Origin of the sequence: Ulvibacterium sp., assembly GCF_028285715.1 — a bacterium.
GTDB lineage: Bacteria > Bacteroidota > Bacteroidia > Flavobacteriales > Flavobacteriaceae > Ulvibacterium.
In genome coordinates, this window is sequence record NZ_JANQOO010000020.1 from 89,342 (window position 1) to 108,657 (window position 19,316).

Sequence of the window (19,316 nt, forward strand, 5' to 3'; positions counted from 1 at the left end):
TTCTTTTATTTAATGAAAGTGAATACAAGAGTTATTATGAAAAACATTCTCGTATATCCATTCTTGATTTTGGGGGTATTTTCTATTGCCCAAGAGGACAAGCAAATTGATGAAAGTGCCTTGACCGAATCCAAAAACCTCACTTGGGAAGCCAATAAAGAGCTTTCCGAAAATAATTTCATTACAGCCGAAGTCGATTATAGAAAAGCCATCTCCAAAAGTGGCAAAAATGTAGCGGCACCCTATAACCTAGGGAATGCATACTATAACAAAGAAACGTATAGTGAAGCTTTTGGGCGCTTTAAACAGGCCGGTGAAATCGCAGAAAGCAAACCGGACAAACATAGGGCCTACCACAATATGGGGAATGTGTTCATGAAACGTAAGGACTACCAAAAAGCCGTGGAAGCCTACAAAGAGGCTTTGCGCAATGTACCTACAGACGAAGAGACCCGTTATAATTTAGCCCTGGCCAAAGAACTTTTGAAAAAAGAGCAGGAGCAGAACGATCAAAACGAGGAGAACAAAGATCAACAAGACCAAAATCAGGATAACAAGGACGAAGGGGACAACAAAGAGGAAAATAAAGATCAGCAAAAAAAAGATAAAGAGGATAAGGGAGACCAGGGTAATGAGAAAAAGGAGGATAACAAAGAAGGTGATGGGGAGCAAAAAGAGGAACAAAAAAAACAACCCAATCAAGGAGATCAACCCGAGGAACAAAAACAACCACGCCCCAGTCAGTTGAGCAAACAACAAATACAAAACTTGTTGGAGGCCATGCAGAACGAGGAGAAAAAAGTACAGGAAAAAATTGACGCCGAAAAAGTAAAAGGTGCCAAGGTAAAAAATGAAAAGGATTGGTAATGCCCAAAAACTTCAAATACATTCCATTTTTACTTTTTTTAAGTGTAGTCTTTACGTCACGTGGGCAGGACAAGGACGCGGTTACCTTTGCGATGAATCTCAGTAAGGAAAAATTGGGAATCAACGAACGCCTACGTGTGGATTTTACCATGAACAAGGATGGGGATAACTTCAACCCACCGGATTTTGAAGGTTTTAGGGTCCTTATGGGGCCATCCCAATCCATAAGTTCCTCTTGGATCAATGGAAAGCGGAGTTATTCCAAGACTTATTCCTATACCCTGGCTCCCACCGCGCGGGGAAAAGTCACCATAAAACAAGCAACCATTACGATTAGTGGTAAAATCTATAAGTCACTTCCAAAACAAGTTGAAGTAACCGCTGCGGTTGACAAACCTAGCGATCAGATGACCGTTGATGATATTGCTGATGAAAGCTTGTTTTTGGTGGCCGAGGTTTCCAAGATAAGTCCATACCTCAATGAGCCTTTAAGCGTTGTCTACAAATTATATTTTAGTTCTACCATCGGTATTACCAATTATAGGCCTTTGGACAATCCAAAGTACAATAACTTCTGGAGCCAGGATATTCCAGTTTCCAGGCCTGTACCACAAAATGGAACCTATAAGGGAAAAGCTTTTAGATATGTAGTACTCAAAAGGGTAGTGCTTTACCCCCAAAAAGCTGGAAAATTAGAGATAGAACCGCTATCCTTGGAAGTCTCCTTGGAGGTGCCAACAAACAAAAAGGGCTTTTTTGGGGACCGCATTTACGCCCAAACCAATAAGACTGTCTCGGCAGGAAGACGCACCATAACCGCAAAGGAGCTACCTATTGCGGGAAGACCTGCCGACTTTAGCGGTGCCGTAGGAAGCTTCGATTTTTCGGTGTCCACAAGTAAGACCCAACTAAACGCTTCTGAATCCTTGCAGGCCACCGTAGAAGTCAGTGGGAAGGGAAATCTAAAACTGTTCCAGTTACCGGAACCCGATTTACCCAGTTCATTGGAAGTATACGAGCCCGAATTTGACGAAAAGGTCCGCACTACATTGTCCGGTATGCAAGGAAAAGTTAGTAACAACTATACCATAGTGCCCTCATTTAAGGGCAAATATCCTATACCAAGTATTTCCTTCAGCTACTTTGACCCCAAAACTGAAAAATACAAAAGATTGGATTCGGATGAAATCCTTATCGATGTAATTCAAGGTCCGACCAATAGTGCAATAGCAAACAACAACGCCGTTGGCACAAATAAACAAAGTGTAGTTGTTACAGGTAGTCAATTCAATTTTATAAAGCTTAAACCAAACCTTAAGGCAATTGGCGCGGACTACTTTTTTGGGTCTACCCGTTTTTACCTTTGGTTACTTTTGCCCCTTTTGTTAATTCCCTCGGCTGTCGTATTTGGAAAAAAACGCGAAGCTATCGCCAGTGATGTTGTTGGAAATAGAATTAAAAGAAGAAACAAATTGGCAAAAAAATACCTTTCCAAAGCCAAAAAGGAGTTAGGGAACAAAGATGATTTTTATATTGCCTTGGAAAAGGCCCTGCACCATTATTTAAAGGCTAAGCTCAAAATAGAGACGTCTGAATTTAGTAAGGATAAGATAGAGGCGCTATTGGCTCAAAAAAGTGTTGACGAAACTACCAAAGACGGCTTTATTGGACTACTCAAAAATTGTGAAATGGCCCGCTATAGCCCTTTCTCGGACGTGCAAATGCACCAGGATTATGATAAGGCGAGTGAAGTAATCTCATATTTGGACAAACAACTATGACGCGGATGAAGGGATTGGCAGGCTTCGTGCTATTTTGGATAGGTTTTTGGACATATGCCCAAAATGAAGCCATCTTTGAGCAGGCCACATCTGCCTATAACGAGGGAGATTACGAAACTGCCATCACTTATTATTTGGAAATTTTGGGTAATGGGGAACACTCTGCCGCACTTTATTTTAATTTGGGCAATTCCTATTACAAAATCAATCAAATTGCCCCCAGCATCTATTATTATGAAAAAGCGTTGCTTTTAAAGCCCAATGACCTGGAGATAAGGAATAATCTGGCCTATGCCCAAAATATGACTTTGGACGCTATCGATAAAATGCCGGAAACGGGATTCTCAAAAATTTATAATAGAATAACGGGGATTTTATCCTTTGATCAATGGGCCATCGCTGCCGTGGTTTTCACTATCCTCTTCGTACTCCTCTATATTGCATTTTTCTATTTTAGATATTCGTCCCGTAAGCGTATTGCCTTTATTTCAGGTATGATCTCCCTGATCATGGCCCTAATTTCCATGACTTTTGCCTTTATTCAACACAATGATTTCAAAAGTGATAGACCAGCCATCATATTTTCAGAAGAAGTGACCGTAAAATCAGAACCAAACGACAGAAGTCAAGAAGTTTTCACTTTACATGAAGGAACTAAAATTCATGTTTTGGACTCCCTCAACCAGTGGAAAAAGATACGTATAGGAGACGGTAAAACGGGGTGGCTAATGGATACGGACATTAAGATGCTCAAGGATTTTTAAACTTTCCTTAACAATCTGGCAATAGCATTACTATTATATTTGTTTTAATGGCTTCCAATATGAAGATGATTGCCCGTAAACTAATGCTTTCCGTTTGGCTATTCGGTGTCCTTGTGCCAAGTGCGGTTACCTTAACTGGTGATGATCAGGTAATCGTCATTAATATAAATGAGGAAGAGCAACAAGAAGGTGCCAAAAAAGTACAGGCCGAAGAAGATCTTATCAATGACAATTCCTATGGCCTGTTTTCGTTGATAGTACAATCCAAAACATGGACGACCAAAATTCATGAGTCCTTGGTTCATAACGATTTTAACTTGGAAATTTTACTTCCCCCTCCTGAAGGCAAGAGCTAGTATTCCTGTTTTCAACCTATTGCGTTTTTCTGCCTAACCAGTCTTCAAAACAAATTGAAGACACAACCTCTTAAAAACATGTTCAATCATTTAAAAAATGACCTGCCTGCAAGTATTGTAGTATTTTTTGTGGCCATACCTCTTTGTCTTGGTATTGCATTAGCGAGTGGAGCGCCCTTATTTTCCGGTCTTATCGCTGGTATTATAGGCGGTATAGTGGTGGGGGCGTTGAGTGGTTCCCATATTGGTGTCAGTGGTCCGGCAGCTGGTCTGGCCGCCATAGTATTAACTGCCATTGGTGCTTTGGGTAGCTTCGAAAATTTCTTACTTGCCGTGGTTCTTGGCGGGGTAATTCAATTGGTCTTCGGATTTTTGAAGGCAGGTGTTATAGGTTATTATTTTCCATCTTCGGTTATTAAAGGTATGCTTACGGGCATCGGAATCATCATAATATTAAAGCAAATTCCACACTTTTTTGGATATGACCCCGATCCGGAGGGCGATTTCGCATTTTTCCAGGTGGATGGGAAAAATACTTTTTCCGAAATTATCGATACTTTCAACAATATAAGCCCCGGAGCGACATTGATCGCCATTATCGGTCTTTCTATTTTGATTCTTTGGGACAGCGTCCTTTCGAAAAAAGGCAGATTTTTTCGGTTAGTACAGGGCCCCCTTGTTGCGGTTATAGTGGGAATAGTTTTCTACATTTTGACCAGGGACAGCGAAATTTTTGGAATAGCTGCGAATCACTTGGTAAGTGTTCCGGTCCCCGAAGATGCCTCATCATTTTTGGCGCAGTTTAGCTTCCCGAATTTTGGTGAAATTGGAAATACCGAGATTTGGATAACCGCATTCACCATTGCACTGGTCGCCAGTCTTGAAACATTGCTTTGTGTGGAAGCTACGGATAGGCTAGATCCTGACAAAAGGGTTACACCTACCAATAGGGAGTTGTTGGCCCAGGGAACGGGAAACATCCTTTCTGGAATGATTGGCGGTTTACCCATTACACAAGTAATCGTACGAAGTTCCGCAAACATACAATCCGGAGGAAAAACAAAAATGTCGGCAATAATACATGGCCTTTTGTTATTGATTTCGGTAATTCTGATTCCTAGATTGCTTAATATGATTCCATTATCGGTGTTGGCCGCTATTCTGTTCATTGTAGGTTACAAACTAGCAAAGCCTTCCCTGTTTAAAAAAATGTACAATCTAGGTTGGAAACAATCCATCCCATTCTTTGTCACCATTTTTGGTATCATATTTACGGACCTGCTCGTTGGAATTGGCCTTGGGTTGGGTGTAGGTATCGTGGTCATTTTGTTGAAAAGTTATCAAAATTCCCATTTTCTGCATATTGAGGATAAGAGTAACGGAAAGCACAAGATTAAAATGACCCTTGCCGAGGAAGTGACATTCTTTAACAAAGGGGCTATTCTAAAAGAATTGGACAGTCTACCAAGAGATACCTATTTAGAAATAAACCTTCTTAACACCAGGTATTTGGATAACGATATCATTGAAATTTTGGAAGATTTTGCATTCAAGGCCAAAGAACGGAATATTGACATAAAGTTGGTCTCAAAACGTGGTACCGTAGAAAACCCTTCCAGTTTTATTGCATTTTTTGAAAAGAGACCAAAATCAAACTTAAGTTTGAATTAAATGTCATGCAAAAAAAGCAATACAAAATTGTTGTTCTTTCAGATTTATCCAAATCCTCAGCTGCAATACTAAGGAATGCCGTTACTATTGCCAAAATAATTAATGGCCGAATAGAAATATTCTCTGTAAAAAAGCCTACGGATATTGTGAAGATTGACAATCAATTATCGGCCATGCGAACTATTAATAGCGAACACAAGGCCATTAACAAAAAAATGCGTAATCTGGCCACCTCTATTTCCGAGGAATACGATATTGGTATCACCTATTCGTTTGCGTTTGGCAATGTAAAAAGTGAAATAGAGGAATATCTAGCAGATCAAATGCCGGATGTGGTGGTACTAGGTAAAAGGAAATCCAAAACGTTTAACCTTATGGGCGATGGCATTACGGATTTTATCTTGAATCGTTATAGCGGCACTATAATGATTGCCGTCCATAATAACAAACTGGAGCCTAATAAAGAAGTAACCTTAGGGATGTTGAATAACCCAAAACCATCCACTAATCTGGCGTTTGCCGAAGATTTGATGCAACATGCCCAAAAACCCTTAAAGTCGTTTAAAATCGTAAAGAATACAGCGTTATCACAAAAGCAACCTTTCCCGGAAGGTAGAAAAACAATAGAATACGTTTTTGAGTATAGCGATAATATCATTAAGAACTTTTCCACTTATCTTTCCAAAAACAATATTAACCTGTTATGCATGGATCGGATAAACAAACAATCCAGGGCAACAAGACATTTAACGGCTTCCGATGTTAAGGAGGTAATGGGAAAGTTGAATGTTTCCCTCCTAATACCCGGCACATTACAATCTTAGGATAACCATTGAAAATACGCTCAGTATGGCCCTGTTCTCAAAGAAATGGAGGAAAACGTAAGGGCAATGCATAATGTTAGAGATGGAAAGGTGACCGTCATGACCTAAAAAGCAAAATTTGTAAAGGCACGTCGGCAAAGGGATTTCGGTTTTTTATTTACAAAAAAATTCTACCTTGGCCGTTCTAAAGGCAAGGTGCGTTTATGAAAAAACTATCCATCGATCTTAAAGGCGACCTTTTTGGTGGAATTACCGCGGGAATAGTTGCCCTACCCTTGGCCCTGGCCTTTGGCGTGAGTTCAGGTCTTGGTCCAAGTGCCGGGCTCTACGGAGCCATTTTCATTAGTTTTTTTGCTGCTCTTTTTGGAGGTACAAACACCCAAATATCGGGTCCTACTGCACCCATGACTGCTGTAAGTATGGTCATAATCGCAAATATAATTGCGGTTTATGATGGCAGTGCAGAAAAAGCGTTGCCTGCAATTTTAACGGTATTCCTACTAGCGGGACTTATGCAGATCGGGCTGGGATTATTGGGAATAGGCCGGTATATTAGGTATATCCCCTATCCCGTGGTATCAGGATTTATGACGGCCATAGGGGTAATCATTATTCTTACGCAGATACTTCCCACCTTAGGGTATTACCCTAGGGAGGATATGGATTGGGTAACCCCTTTTAAACCTGAGGCCGAGGAACTGATTTTGGAAAATATACTAAAAGAAGAAGCCGGTGAGGGTATTTTGGTATTAGAGGATTTCAAGGAAACCATTGCACGATCGGGCGAAGTGACCGAAGAAACTATCTTGGAAGAGGCAAAAACATTGGCGGCAAAGGAGGCCTCTGGGGTTATTGGCGCCATCAAAGTAATCCCTAAGGCACTAAAAAACCTAAATTGGTTAGAGTTGTCCTTAGCGTTGATAACTATAATCATTATTTACGGCTTTAAACGTATAACAACTGCCATACCCAGTACCCTGGTTGCCTTGTTATTGGTTTCAGGAGTGGCCTATGCACTTAATTTGGACTATAGACCAATAGAAAAGATACCAGAAGGATTTCCCGTTCCAAATTTGGAAATTTTCACAGGTTTTAAATTAGGGGCCATAAGTCCGTACATTTTTACCGCACTGACCCTTGCCCTTTTGGGAGCAATAGACTCTTTATTGACCTCCGTGGTCGCGGACAATATGACCAAGACCAAACACAAGCCCAACAAAGAGTTGGTCGGGCAGGGTATAGGAAATTCCATAGCAGCAATTTTTGGGGGGCTTCCGGGGGCCGGGGCCACAATTCGCACCGTTGTAAATATCAACTCTGGTGGAAAGACTAGACTTTCCGGGATGGTCTCTGCAGTGTTGTTGTTAATTGTTTTATTGGCCATGGGGCCTATTGCCTCTCAGATTCCGGCAGCGGTTTTGGCCGGAATTTTAATCACCGTAGGTATTGCTGTAATGGATTACAAAGGTTTAAGAGCTATTCCAAACCTGCCCAAGGATATTAAAATAGGACCTTTGAAATTAAGTTCGGAAGTGGTCATAATGCTTGTGGTACTGGTTTTATCTACCTTTTGGAATCTGGTATATGCCGTTGGAATAGGCTTGGTCATTGCATCCCTTACTTTCATGAAAAAGATAGGAGATCTTACCGCAGAACGTTCTGACATAAAATCCTTGGAAAAAGAGAAAGCTTGGGCCGATGAGAGTAGTTTTCCCAAAAACCTTCAAGAGGAAGTGTTTATAAAACATATTAAAGGGCCTTTGTTTTTTGGTTCTACCAATGATTTTCAACTACTGGCCAATCAAATCCCGGATACGGCATCTTGTGTGATTATCCGATTGGACAGAATGCAATATATGGATCAATCCGGTCTCTATGCCATGGAAGATGTTCTTCAGGAGCTTAACAAGAATAAGATTACCGTTCTTTTTGTGGATTTACAGCAACAGCCCAGATATATGATGGAGCGTATCGATATAATCCCAGATTTCATCCCGGAAGAACAAATATTTGACAGCTTTAAGGAATGTAACACTTGGATAAAACAGCACGTAGAAGACATCTATTAATCCATAGTCCATTTTAAATTACGATTCGCCAAGAGCATGGTTTTTATTCATCCCGTATCCCTTTTGCTATCCATAAAATCTTAATTTTGCATCTCTAGTTCAAAAAAATGATAGATAAAGTCAAGGAACAGATTGCGGAGGTCGAAAAGTTTACTGCGGATTCAAAAGAGGCCATTGAAGCTTTTAGAATAAAATATTTGAGTAAAAAAGGATTGTTGAACGATTTTTTTGCCGAATTCAAAAATGTCCCCGGTGAGCAAAAAAAGGAATTTGGGCAAACCATAAATGCGCTTAAACAGGCCGCGACCGAAAAAGTTAATGCCTTAAAGGAAGCCCTTGAAAATAAACATGAGGAAAAAGGTATCTACGGTGACCTTACACGGCCGGGGGAGCCCATTCCTCTTGGCACACGCCACCCTATATCCATTGTCAAAAATCAAATTATAGAGATTTTTTCAAGAATAGGTTTTAATGTTTCGGAAGGTCCGGAAATCGAAGATGACTGGCATAATTTTACGGCACTGAACTTACCGGAATACCACCCAGCGCGGGATATGCAGGACACCTTCTTCATTCAGACCGATCCAGATATCCTTTTACGAACCCATACCTCTTCGGTACAGGTCCGCTATATGGAAAACAACAAACCTCCCATTCGGACTATTTCCCCGGGAAGAGTATATCGGAACGAAGCTATCTCGGCCAGATCGCATTGCTTTTTCCACCAAGTGGAAGGCCTATATATCGATAAGGATGTGTCCTTCGCCGATTTGAAGCAAACCTTGCAATTCTTTACCACAGAACTCTTCGGGAAGTCCAAAATACGACTACGCCCCTCCTATTTCCCATTTACAGAGCCCAGTGCAGAGGTAGACGTTTATTGGGGCCTGGAAACTGAAACCGATTATAGGATGACCAAAGGAACGGGTTGGTTGGAAATTATGGGATGTGGGATGGTAGACCCCAATGTGCTGGACAACTGTGGCATCGATTCCAAGGAATACTCAGGTTTTGCCTTTGGAATGGGAATTGACAGAATTGCCCTTTTACTTTATCAAATTTCCGACATACGGTTGTTAAGCGAAAATGATCTCCGGTTTTTGGAGCAATTTAAGAGTGCCCTTTGACCCATTTTCCGAGGTAATGGTTAATTTGCGCAAACAGCGGCCTTCTCATAGAGGAGGTATTCGATAAGGGGTGTGGGGAATGGGAGGCAGTATGGTCTATTTTCTTTGATACTTCTTATCGTTTTCATTTTTTAACCGGTTAACTTTACTACAATGATAGCATCAATATACGATACCAAATACTTGAAAGGCGACATTATGGGCGGTCTGGTGGCCGGTGTGGTAGCTTTGCCTTTGGCCTTGGCTTTTGGGGTCCAATCCGGTCTGGGTGCCATAGCCGGCCTTTACGGAGCCATCGGGGTAGGAATTTTAGCTGCACTTTTTGGAGGTACTCCCACACAGGCCAGTGGTCCAACAGGCCCAATGACAGTGGTTTCGGCGGCCTTGGTGGCCAATGCCATTGAGATTGCGGGAAGTCTACAGGATGCCATGGGCATAATTATTCTCAGTTTTTTAATTGGCGGGGCCTTACAGGTGGTTTTTGGCCTTATTAATATTGCCGGATATATCAAATACTTTCCATATCCCGTGATTTCGGGATTTATGAGTGGGGTTGGATTAATTATAGTAATCCTCCAAATCTTTCCTTTCGTGGGTTTGGATTCCCCAAAATCCACGCTAAAGGTCATTATGGATTTACCGCGACTTTTTGCCGATTTCAGTTGGCAAGCACTGGCGTTAGGTGTACTTACGGTTATTATTTATTACCTCTTCCCCAAGGTGACCAAGGCCGTTCCCAGTGCCCTTGTAGCGTTGATTACCGTATCGATTTTTGCATATTTCATTAAATGGGATGTTCCTATTATAGGAGAAATCCCATCCGGACTCCCATCACTACGGCTGGAAGGTCTTTTAAATATTGAAAGTAGTTCTTATTTCATGGTGTTGGAATATGGTATGGTGCTTGCCGTGCTAGGATCCATAGACTCTTTACTTACTTCGGTCATTGCGGACAATATGACCAAGACCAAGCATAACAGCAACCGTGAATTGATCGGGCAAGGTATTGGAAATATGGCCGCGGCATTGATTGGGGGCATTCCCGGAGCCGGGGCCACAAAAGGGACAGTGGTAAATATTAATTCGGGAGGGCGTACCCGACTGTCAGGAGCATTACATGGGGCATTTTTATTGGCCGTTCTTTTGGGACTAAGCTCATTGGCCGCCTATATTCCTCTCGCCGTTTTGGCAGGAATCTTGATTCCCATTGGTTTTAAGATTATCGACAAAAAAGGCCTGAAACATTTAAAAATAGTTCCCCGTGCCGATGCCGCGGTCCTGTTGGTCGTACTTCTATGGACCACTTTTGGAAGCTTGATACAGGCGGTGGGCATAGGGGTTACCTTGGCAGCGCTTTTATTTATGAAAAGGGCCAGTGATATTGGGGAAAAAGGAATGCAGGTGGGAACATTGGCCGGTTTTGGTGGTGAGAAGCCCTGGCAGGATGAAACCGAGTTTTATCAAAAATTCAAGGATAAAATCTATATAAAGCACCTATATGGACCTCTTTTCTTTGGATTTACTTCCCATTTTCAGGAACAGGTAAAGAACATTGGGGAAGAAATACAAGTTTTGGTCATCCGAATGGATAGGGTGCCCTATGTGGACCAATCGGGAATCTATGCTATGGAAAATGCCATCTTGGACTTGACTTTGAAAGGAGTCAAGGTCATTATTACCGGCTTACAGGAACAACCCAAGGATTTATTGACCTCTATAGACATTATACCGGACTTGGTTCCTGAGGAACAAGTATTTGAAAAGGTCGGGAAAAGCTTTGATTGGATGACAAAAACGTTGAGCCCGTAACTCGAAAGGGGTTATCGTAAAGGGAATCCTTTAGCCGCCCACCATGGATGCATTTCAATAATCAACCGGCCCGATTTTACCATGGGATCCATATTGGCCAAGCTATCGGCAATCTCCAAGGTAGGGGTGTTATAGATGGTAATTCCCCGAATTTCCCCATCGTCACCAAAAGGGCCGGAGATATCTGCATATCCTTCTTCATACATCCTTCCTAAATGAGCCAAATGTAGTATCTGCAAGCTGTCTACCTCCTTTTTATTGGATGACCTATTGGGCCCACTTTTCAAAAAAGCGATAAAATATTGTTGCATTATCACCGTGTCCTTGGTCTTTTCATCCACATAATCAAAAATTTTAAAGCCCCTATCCGTCAAATCTTCCTTAGTCTCCTTTACTGACTTTTTTGCCATTTCCACCACCGGTGCAGTTGCTTCCTTTGGAGCTTTGTTTTTCTCCGTACATGCCTCAAAAGCTACAACGACCAGAAGTGGTAAAACATATCTTTTCATTTTTTCCAAGTGTTAAAGGGTTGTTTGCTTAATTGTGAATTATAATACTTTATGTCTCCGGTAACCTCCTTTCCGAGCCAATTCGGTATTTCAAAAACTTCCTCTTCATGTAGCAGTTCAATCTCGGCTATTATTAGTCCTCCATTCTCACCATGAAATTCATCAACCTCAAAATAATGATTTCCGACAGGAATCTTGTACCGGGTTTTTTCCAGTATTTTCGGTTCACATAAAAGTAGTAATTCCTCGGCTTCCTTCAATGAAATCTCCTTTTCCCATTCAAATCGAGAGGTTCCTGTTTCATTGGATAGGCCTTTTACGGTTAAGTATCCAAAATCACCATCGATTCGAACTCGTACCGTACGTTCCGGATGGGTATTCAAAAAGCCCTGGATTATTCTTGTCGATATCATTGCCTCCACCTTGAATGCAATTGAGTCTACCAAGAATTTTCGTTCTATTTCTAGCGCCATGGAACATCTGTAGTTTCCTAAAAATAATCAAATCAAACGTGCTATGAAAAAGATGCCCTGCATTCTTGCGCTTACCCAAATTTAAAGTGATCTCCAGCTGATTCTAGAGGTTGGGCAAGTCATTTTTTACCTGATTCCAGAAATGGGAATCGAACAATTGGGCACTACCGAGTATTGCGGCTTCTTCCATAAGCAGGGATACCTCAAAACGAATATCCAATCCTGCATCCAGTATTCCCGATTTCAATGAAGGTAGAAAAAACTCACTGGCACGGGAAACATTGCCACCAAGAACCACTAATTCTGGACGGAATCTTTGAAGGAAAGGTATCATAAACTCGGCCATATTGGTGCCGAATTCTTTAAATACCATTTGGCTATGGTCGTTGTTTGCCTGCGCAATTTCCTTTACTCCCTTTACGCTTTGCAACGAAAGTTCATGATATCTCTTTATACACCACCGGGTAGAAAAATAATCATCCCCGATACCTTGTCTAAATGGCTTATCCCATAAACATCCATCTTTGGGGACTTCGGCATGGTTCACTTGTGGAATTCCCTCCTTAACAAAGGCCGAACCAAAACCGGTACCCAAGGTTACCACGATGATTTTGCGATATTGTTTTGCATCTCCTTGGGTAGCCACTCCTACGCCGAACGAAGTGGCATCGTTGTGAAATCTAAAATTCACGTTTTCGCCATTGAGATACCCGGCTAATTCCTTGGGAATGGATACCCCATACATGTTTGAATATTTGTCATTTTCCCCTTCATAGAGGGCGATACCTCCTGCATAGTCAAAGGGTCCGGGAATGGCGAAACCGATGTTGATATTCTTTTTATCCGGAATATGGGCAATAGTCTTGTTGATAGCCGTACTCCAAGTCTCCAGCACTATCTCTTTTTTGGCCTTATTGTCCACTTTAACACTAGAAGTCGTTCCGGGCAGAATCCTTAATTCCCTTAAGTTTACGGCAGCACTTACAATATGGCTTCCTCCGACATCTATCCCAATGGCAATTTCATTTTTCATCATCTATTCTTTGGCAATTTCTTCCTCCTGCTATTTCCCGTACCGCATAAATCCTTCTTACCCACAAAATCTTTCGTAGAAAGAAAATAAGATAGGGATTATTGGTTATTGGGCGTCCATGACCCACCGGTTTTTGATTTTTCTGCAGAAGTTCATTGGGTTCAACTTTGCAAGGTTACCTAGAACTTCCTACTTTCTTCCAAGGATTTCGTGGTCTCATTCGAAATGAAAATCGGCAACCAGATATCGTAAAAGTTTAGGGCCTTTAAAAATTCTTGATCTCAAAAACAAGCATCTTACTACACTTGCCCTTGGCAAGCTCTTTTATTTGTTTGCGAAATGTTCCCCTTTTTGGGCTTAATTATTCAAAATTACCTTTTCTTTTTGTCCCACTGGGTTTTTTAGAAAGTTAAACCACCTAAAAAAGCACAGGCTTGGATACATTAATTTGATTTTTACAACTAGAACAGCTTTTCAGTAACGTCCCTATTCCCAATACTGACTTTAACACAGAGACCCTTATTTTTGTGATATGTCCAATGAGATTTCTTTGCGAAAAATAATCCACGTGGATATGGATGCCTTCTATGCATCGGTAGAACAGTTGGATAATCCAGAGCTCAAGGGAAAACCTATTGCCGTAGGGGGAAGTTCCAAAAGAGGTGTAGTGGCCGCTGCCAGTTATGAGGCTCGTAAATTTGGTGTCCGCAGTGCCATGAGCAGTGTTTTGGCCAAACGGAAATGTCCTGAACTCATCTTTGTAAAGGCCCGATTTGATCGGTACAAGGAAATCTCGAACATAATACGAACCATTTTTTTTGAGTATACAGACTTGGTAGAGCCGCTATCCTTAGATGAGGCCTATTTGGATGTAACCCAGAACAAGAAGGGAAATCCTTCGGCCACCCTAATAGCCCGTGAAATTCGGCACCGGATTTTTGAAGAGACCGGATTGACCGCCTCGGCAGGTATCTCAATCAATAAATTCATTGCAAAGGTCGCTAGCGATATAAACAAACCCAATGGGCAAAAGACCATTAACCCTGAGGAGGTCATTCAATTTTTAGAGGATTTGGAGATTCGTAAGTTTTACGGGGTGGGCAAGGTTACCGCTGAGAAGATGTACAAATTGGGAATTTTTACGGGCAAGGACCTCAAGCAAAGGACATTGGAGTTTTTAGATTCAAATTTTGGGAAAAGTGGTAGTCATTATTACCATGTGGTACGTGGTGTCCATACCAGTGAGGTTAAGCCTCACCGTATTCCTAAGTCCGTTGGCGCGGAACGAACTTTTAGTGAAAACTTAAGTAGCGAAATCTTTATGTTACAGCGCTTGGAACATATCGCGGAAGAACTGGAAAGACGTTTAAAAAAGTCCAATATAGCCGGAAAGACCATAACATTGAAAATAAAATATAGCGATTTTACCCTACAGACCCGAAGCAAAACACTTCCCTATTTCATAGCGGATAAGGTCCTGATTCTTGAAATGGCCAAGGAATTACTGTATCAAGAACAGTTACAGAATTCAGTACGCCTACTGGGCATCTCCCTTGCAAACCTCAATACGGAAGACAAAAAGACCGAGCCTAAGGAAGACGCGGTTTATGTGCAATTAAAGTTTGATTTTTAGTTGATACTGAACTTCGATCAAATTTTAACACAGCCCAAAAACAGACAGACTTGTTCATTTTCATTATATTTGCGTCGTGAAGCATTCGGAAATAAGACAGCACATTATCAATACCGCTTCCGATTTGTTCTATGCCAATGGGTATAACAACACGGGCATAAATGAAATCATTGCCAAAGCGGGCATTGCCAAAGCGACCTTGTATAACCATTTTAGAACCAAGGATGATATTTGTATCGCCTATTTAAAACACAAGCACTCTAATTTTATCCTGGCCTTACGTAGCTATATTGAAGAGAAGCCCAAAGGGAGACTTCAACTTTTGGGAATCTTCGACTTCCTAAAGGAGTTTTACCGGGAACCTTCTTTTAATGGCTGTTGGTGTATTCGAACCATAGCTGAAATTCCAGGGGACAACGTAGAGATTCGAAATGAAATCCAAAATCAAAAAAAGGAACTAGTATTTTTTTTAAAGGAAGTTGTTAACGACAATATCAAAAATCTTTCCAATGCAGAGGCAGAAAAAATTACCAATGGACTGTATCTACTGTATGAAGGTGCTGTTGGTGAAAGTCATTTACATCAAAGCGATTGGCCTATTTATTCGGCAAGGGATGTCGGGGCCCAATTGATACCGTAAAAAATTTAATTTTAAACAGACAGACTTGTCTGTCTATCTCATTTAACATAAATACCATGACACTAAATTTTCAAGACAAAACAGCAATTGTAATAGGTGGTACCAGCGGCATAGGCAAAGTGACCACAAAGAATCTAATCCATGCAGGGGCCACCGTCCATGTAGTTGGTCGCAGCGTGGACAAACTAAGGAATACCCTTGCTATTGTTCCCCACAAAGTTGACATCACCTGTGAAAAAGAAATGGATGCATTGGTTTCTGAAATAGGCAAATTACCTAACCTAGACTATTTGGTAAATGCCTCAGGGGTCTTTGGGCCCAAACCTTTCTTGGAACATACCCTTGCCGACTACAATTCCTATCTTGATTTAAACAGAGGATTCTTCTTTATCACCCAAGCTGCCGCCAAGAAAATGAAGGCCACTGGAGGAGGGTCAATCGTTAATATAGGTTCCATGTGGGCCAAACAAGCCGTTAAGTCAACACCCTCATCGGCCTATTCCATGCAAAAGGCCGGTCTTCATAGTCTTACCCAGCATTTGGCCATGGAACTGGCGGATGATAATATCCGGGTGAACGCAGTTTCCCCGGCTGTAGTGCAAACGCCGGTGTATGATTCGGTTTTCGGGAGCCGTGAAAAGGCAAATAAGGCCTTAGTGGAATTTAATGGTTTCCATCCTATAGGAAGAAACGGCCGCGCTGAAGACGTAGCCAAAGTGATTTCTTTTTTGTTATCGGATGATGCCTCATGGATTACCGGAGCCATTTGGGACACGGATGGTGGCGTAATGGCCGGTAGAAATTGATTCAAGAAAAAGGCCCGGTAGATCTTAAACCTATCGGGCCCAAACCACTTAAACCTAACCTAAATTATTGCACAATCAAGGTATTATCCGTGGCTGTTGGATTCATCGGACAGAAATACACGTACTCTCCTTTTCCCAACACTGTAGGATTGGACCGTTGACTTTCTCCAGTTTTGACTACCTCGGTCACATAAGCCGTTTGGATATGATTTTCCGGTTTGCTGATGTCTTTCCCTTTCTTGACCAAAACAAATCCCACATCATGTCCTACCCCATTATTGGCTATTTCAAAAACATAGGTGCCCGCCGGAACGGACAATTGTTTTTGGGTAAACTCACCCGGCGTTTGTTCCAAGACAATTGTTTTTGTGGACTTTTTCATCATTTTGTCCTGGGCGGTCATGGAAAATACCAAGCCGATTGCAAATACTAGTGTTGTGATTACTTTTTTCATGATTTTTAAATTATTTGTTATTGTTTCTATGTACTTTATTCCTAATGGATTATGCTTCAATGGATTCCAAGGGTTGTGCCACAGGGAAATCCACGGGTACTTGAGTGGTTTTATGTAAATAGTTGCTTATCGTTTTATCACCGACCAAGACTATGGTGTCGATTAAATTTTCTTTGGTCCAACCTGCATTCAAGAAATTTTCGACGACTTCTTCGTCCGCACCACCCCTATTTTCGGTGATGTTCTTGGCCAAACGGGCCAAAGCATCAAGCTTATTATCGAATGAGGAATAGCCTGCCCTCAATTCAAGAATCTGCTCATCGGTGAAACCATTCATTTTTCCAATGGCCGTATGGGCGGATAAACAATAGATACAGTTATTTACTTCACTAACTGCTAGGTTTACCACTTCTTTTTCTTTGGATTTTAAGGATGTTTTTGCGTTTTGTAATGCCAAATAGTTGCCCAATGCATTTTCTGAATGTGCATAGGTGGCATACAGGTTAGGTACAAAGCCTACCGCCTTTTCCAGGTTGTCGAAAATCGCCTGATTATTGGCGCTAACTTCTTCTCTTTTAGGTACATTGAATGTGCTCATGATTTTACATTTTTAGGTCATTCCCGAAGAATGACGATTATTACTTATTTATCTACTATATATTGAATTCATTTATGGAATTTCTCCGTCTCGCAATAGAAATCGTGAAGCTGCTTTTGCTCGCAGTGCGTTTTTGCATTTATCATATGCAGCACTTTCCTTTTAGGTTGACGGAATATTTCAATGAGATTGAAAATTGAGATTTGCTTACTATTCATCTTTCCCTGTCTTTTAATTACGATACAAAGATGGGATGGAAAAAGAGGGTAGCGTTAGGAAGGATTGCCCGACTACTTGTAGAAATTTCCCTTTACACGGAAATCGTATTTGTTTCCCTATACTTTGTTGGGGATTGGCCTATCATTTTTTTGAAGAAACGGCTGAAATGGGCAGGGTCGTTAAACCCAAGTTCATAGGCAATCTCTTGATTTTGCTTATCCGTAAAATTGATGAGTCGTTTGGCCTCCAGGGCCAAACGATCCAAGATAATCTGCTGGGGCGATTTTTGGTTATAGATCGCAAATAGGTTGGACAATGTTTTTGGCGATTTGTAGAGCATGTCCGCATAATCGCTTACCTTTCTTTTAGTCTTGTAATGGATGTCTACCAATACATTGAATTTGCGAATGACATCGATCTGTTCGTTGTCCAACTTTTTCACTATATGTTGTTCCTTGGCCAAACGTGTACAAATAATGATCAAACGTTTTAACAACATCTGTAGCATATCACCTTGTATGTTATCCGGTGTAGAAAATTCCTCAACAAATACCTGGTACAACAAATTGAATTTAGGCCTCTGATCTTTAGGTATGGAAACTATGGGAATATCCTGGGTGCCAAAGAATAAAATTCCATTACAGGAAACCTCTTCATCATGATCACGTATGCAGTAGAACTCCCTGTTAAAAACAAAAGCCGTAATCGGGATTTCCGCTTTTTCATAAGAAACGTGTTGAAGGTAGGTGGTTGTCATTAGTTGATCGGGAAGGAGTTCAAAGGGAATCCCGTCCACTATGATAGTAACAGCTTCTTCGTTTTTGTTCCATAGAATATTAATGTTTCCCGCATGGACCGAAAACTGATCTCTTGTGTTTTTGATATCCGTTGTAAGTCCAAAAAGTGAACCTAATTTGGGGTCGTGAAACTCAAACTTCATGCTTTAATTTTGTCCGATAATGCCCAATTAGTCTCTAATTTTTGTTCATCCTTACGACACCTAAAGTGCTTTAATAGAAGTATTTATTAAACAAAAATGTTAATGGAGGTTATAAATTTCTGGCCCTTAAAGGGTTTTTGTAGTATTGAAGGAAAATTGTTCTTTGAAGGTTTTTGAAGAAGGCCCTTAAAAATAACATGATCATGAACGAAATCAAGAACTACGATACAGCGGCACATAAATTCTATAGCTCTCAAAATATATCTGGCCTACCGATAGTATCATGGGATTTTCATGCTACACATTTTCAAAAAGTCTGTAACGACAGTGCTGATCTGTTCCTTCTTAACAAATTGGCCCAAACAAATAAGTGGTCCTCAACACCGGAGTTCAATGAGAAGTTAGCGCATGATAAATACGTTATTGTAGTCACGGATAGCCATCTAAAAATTGTTCATGCTACTCATAATATTTTGGAAATGAACGGTTATTTACCCAATGAAATTATTGGGAAAGAACCGAAAATGTTTCAAGGCAGGGAAACCTGTAAACAAACCTCCAGAAAAATTGGACAAGCCATAAGACAAAGAAAGCCATTTGAGACGGTAGTACTAAACTATAGAAAGGATGGCTCTATCTACAAATGTTGGATAAAAGGCGAACCCATTTACGACATATATGGTGAAGTCGTAAACTTCATTGCCTATGAAAAAGAAGTTGCCTAAGTGTGATTCTGTTCAAAT

The 19,316-nt window shown here is 41.1% G+C and carries 19 protein-coding genes; 13 read left to right on the forward strand and 6 right to left on the reverse strand.

Annotated features, from left to right (window positions below; all coding sequences use genetic code 11):
- The first annotated feature begins 36 nt into the window (after window positions 1-36).
- The 9 genes from Q0993_RS11965 to Q0993_RS12005 all read left to right on the forward strand — a co-directional run bounded on the left by Q0993_RS11965 (window position 37) and on the right by Q0993_RS12005 (window position 11,268).
- Window positions 37-867, forward strand: coding sequence for a tetratricopeptide repeat protein (locus tag Q0993_RS11965; protein ID WP_299533300.1), 831 nt, complete (start codon window positions 37-39; stop codon window positions 865-867).
- Entirely contained in the window at window positions 867-2,648 is a 1,782-nt protein-coding gene (locus Q0993_RS11970) for a BatD family protein (protein ID WP_299533303.1), read from the forward strand. The genes Q0993_RS11965 and Q0993_RS11970 overlap by 1 nt, the downstream gene beginning before the upstream one ends.
- A 5-nt stretch (window positions 2,649-2,653) precedes the next feature.
- On the forward strand, window positions 2,654-3,412 hold the full coding sequence (locus Q0993_RS11975; protein WP_299533305.1) for a tetratricopeptide repeat protein: 759 nt from the start codon (window positions 2,654-2,656) through the stop codon (window positions 3,410-3,412).
- Between the two features lie 47 nt (window positions 3,413-3,459).
- Window positions 3,460-3,768 (forward strand): hypothetical protein, encoded by a 309-nt coding sequence (locus Q0993_RS11980; RefSeq protein ID WP_299533307.1) that lies wholly within the window; start codon window positions 3,460-3,462, stop codon window positions 3,766-3,768.
- A 78-nt stretch (window positions 3,769-3,846) separates the two neighbouring features.
- Complete coding sequence (locus Q0993_RS11985) at window positions 3,847-5,439, forward strand: SulP family inorganic anion transporter (protein WP_299533309.1); 1,593 nt, start codon at window positions 3,847-3,849, stop codon at window positions 5,437-5,439.
- A 5-nt stretch (window positions 5,440-5,444) separates the two neighbouring features.
- Window positions 5,445-6,263: a universal stress protein gene (locus tag Q0993_RS11990; protein WP_299533311.1), complete on the forward strand. Its 819-nt coding sequence runs from the start codon at window positions 5,445-5,447 to the stop codon at window positions 6,261-6,263.
- 203 nt (window positions 6,264-6,466) lie between these two features.
- Entirely contained in the window at window positions 6,467-8,332 is a 1,866-nt protein-coding gene (locus Q0993_RS11995; protein ID WP_299533314.1) for a SulP family inorganic anion transporter, read from the forward strand.
- A gap of 107 nt (window positions 8,333-8,439) precedes the next feature.
- Window positions 8,440-9,459 carry a phenylalanine--tRNA ligase subunit alpha gene (gene pheS / locus Q0993_RS12000; protein WP_299533315.1) on the forward strand — a complete coding sequence of 340 codons (1,020 nt, stop codon included), beginning with the start codon at window positions 8,440-8,442 and terminating at the stop codon, window positions 9,457-9,459.
- Window positions 9,460-9,612: 153 nt separating this feature from the next.
- The gene (locus Q0993_RS12005; protein ID WP_299533316.1) at window positions 9,613-11,268 is read left to right on the forward strand and encodes a SulP family inorganic anion transporter; all 1,656 of its coding nucleotides are present in this window, start codon (window positions 9,613-9,615) and stop codon (window positions 11,266-11,268) included.
- A gap of 11 nt (window positions 11,269-11,279) precedes the next feature.
- Here the strand turns inward: Q0993_RS12005 and Q0993_RS12010 are convergent, their stop codons facing one another.
- From Q0993_RS12010 to Q0993_RS12020, 3 genes are all read right to left on the reverse strand, one after another.
- Window positions 11,280-11,777 carry a hypothetical protein gene (locus Q0993_RS12010; protein ID WP_299533318.1) on the reverse strand — a complete coding sequence of 166 codons (498 nt, stop codon included), beginning with the start codon at window positions 11,775-11,777 and terminating at the stop codon, window positions 11,280-11,282.
- On the reverse strand, window positions 11,774-12,250 hold the full coding sequence (locus tag Q0993_RS12015) for a CYTH domain-containing protein (protein WP_299533319.1): 477 nt from the start codon (window positions 12,248-12,250) through the stop codon (window positions 11,774-11,776). Before Q0993_RS12015 ends, Q0993_RS12010 begins: the two co-directional genes overlap by 4 nt.
- 103 nt (window positions 12,251-12,353) lie before the next feature.
- On the reverse strand, window positions 12,354-13,286 hold the full coding sequence (locus tag Q0993_RS12020; protein WP_299533320.1) for an ROK family protein: 933 nt from the start codon (window positions 13,284-13,286) through the stop codon (window positions 12,354-12,356).
- A 529-nt stretch (window positions 13,287-13,815) separates the two neighbouring features.
- Between Q0993_RS12020 and dinB the strand changes: the two genes are divergently transcribed.
- The 3 genes from dinB to Q0993_RS12035 all read left to right on the forward strand — a co-directional run bounded on the left by dinB (window position 13,816) and on the right by Q0993_RS12035 (window position 16,362).
- Entirely contained in the window at window positions 13,816-14,916 is a 1,101-nt protein-coding gene (gene dinB / locus Q0993_RS12025) for a DNA polymerase IV (RefSeq protein WP_299533321.1), read from the forward strand.
- A 76-nt stretch (window positions 14,917-14,992) separates the two neighbouring features.
- On the forward strand, window positions 14,993-15,556 hold the full coding sequence (locus Q0993_RS12030; RefSeq protein ID WP_299533322.1) for a TetR/AcrR family transcriptional regulator: 564 nt from the start codon (window positions 14,993-14,995) through the stop codon (window positions 15,554-15,556).
- Window positions 15,557-15,612: 56 nt separating this feature from the next.
- Window positions 15,613-16,362 (forward strand): SDR family NAD(P)-dependent oxidoreductase, encoded by a 750-nt coding sequence (locus Q0993_RS12035; RefSeq protein WP_299533323.1) that lies wholly within the window; start codon window positions 15,613-15,615, stop codon window positions 16,360-16,362.
- 64 nt (window positions 16,363-16,426) lie between these two features.
- Here Q0993_RS12035 and Q0993_RS12040 read toward each other — a convergent pair whose 3' ends face one another.
- The 3 genes from Q0993_RS12040 to Q0993_RS12050 all read right to left on the reverse strand — a co-directional run bounded on the left by Q0993_RS12040 (window position 16,427) and on the right by Q0993_RS12050 (window position 18,573).
- The gene (locus Q0993_RS12040; RefSeq protein ID WP_299533324.1) at window positions 16,427-16,816 is read right to left on the reverse strand and encodes a cupredoxin domain-containing protein; all 390 of its coding nucleotides are present in this window, start codon (window positions 16,814-16,816) and stop codon (window positions 16,427-16,429) included.
- Window positions 16,817-16,865: 49 nt separating this feature from the next.
- The gene (locus tag Q0993_RS12045) at window positions 16,866-17,414 is read right to left on the reverse strand and encodes a carboxymuconolactone decarboxylase family protein (protein ID WP_299533325.1); all 549 of its coding nucleotides are present in this window, start codon (window positions 17,412-17,414) and stop codon (window positions 16,866-16,868) included.
- A 310-nt stretch (window positions 17,415-17,724) separates the two neighbouring features.
- The gene (locus Q0993_RS12050) at window positions 17,725-18,573 is read right to left on the reverse strand and encodes a helix-turn-helix domain-containing protein (protein WP_299533326.1); all 849 of its coding nucleotides are present in this window, start codon (window positions 18,571-18,573) and stop codon (window positions 17,725-17,727) included.
- Window positions 18,574-18,776: 203 nt separating this feature from the next.
- Between Q0993_RS12050 and Q0993_RS12055 the strand changes: the two genes are divergently transcribed.
- A complete protein-coding gene (locus Q0993_RS12055; RefSeq protein WP_299533327.1) occupies window positions 18,777-19,298 on the forward strand; it encodes a PAS domain-containing protein in 522 nt (173 codons plus the stop codon).
- Window positions 19,299-19,316 lie beyond the last annotated feature (18 nt).